This is a genomic window from Paenibacillus maysiensis (assembly GCF_000520815.1).
GTDB lineage: Bacteria > Bacillota > Bacilli > Paenibacillales > Paenibacillaceae > Paenibacillus > Paenibacillus maysiensis.
Window position 1 is genome coordinate 1 of the sequence record NZ_ASRY01000142.1, and the last position, 520, is coordinate 520.

The 520-nt window shown below is 43.3% G+C and carries 1 protein-coding gene; it reads left to right on the forward strand.

Annotated features, from left to right (window positions below):
• A partial coding sequence (locus L696_RS0109145; RefSeq protein ID WP_025683379.1) for a tyrosine-type recombinase/integrase occupies positions 1 to 505 on the forward strand: 505 nt, incomplete at its 5' end.
• Positions 506 to 520 lie beyond the last annotated feature (15 nt).

The following is a 520-nucleotide window of genomic DNA, read 5'->3' on the forward strand; positions in this document are numbered from 1 at the left end:
GAAGCTGCGGAATGAAATTCACCGTATGGGCAATCGAATGCATATCTGCATGATTGAATTACTGCTGGGAACAGGGATACGGGTAAGCGAATTGGTGGGTATCCAATTGAAGGATATTGAAATAAGTGAACGCAAAGGAATATTGAAGATATTCGGCAAGGGGAACACCTACCGCATCATACCATTGAATAAGGATGTGCGAAAAGCCATTACCCGATATCTTGAAGTAAGGCCACAAGTGGAATCAGAATATCTATGTATTGGCCAGCGTGGAGCATTGGAACGAAATGCGATCAACCTGATTTTGAACAAATACGGGGAACGGATCAATGTGAAGGTCACACCCCATATGCTCAGGCATACACTTGGCTATAAGCTAGTGAAAACGACTCCATTAACGACCATCCAACAAATCCTTGGACATGATAACGTAGCAACAACCAATATTTACACCCTAACAACACAGCAGGATATGGCTGAAGCCTTGGCAAATATCGAGTGGTAAGCAGCCACTCTTTTT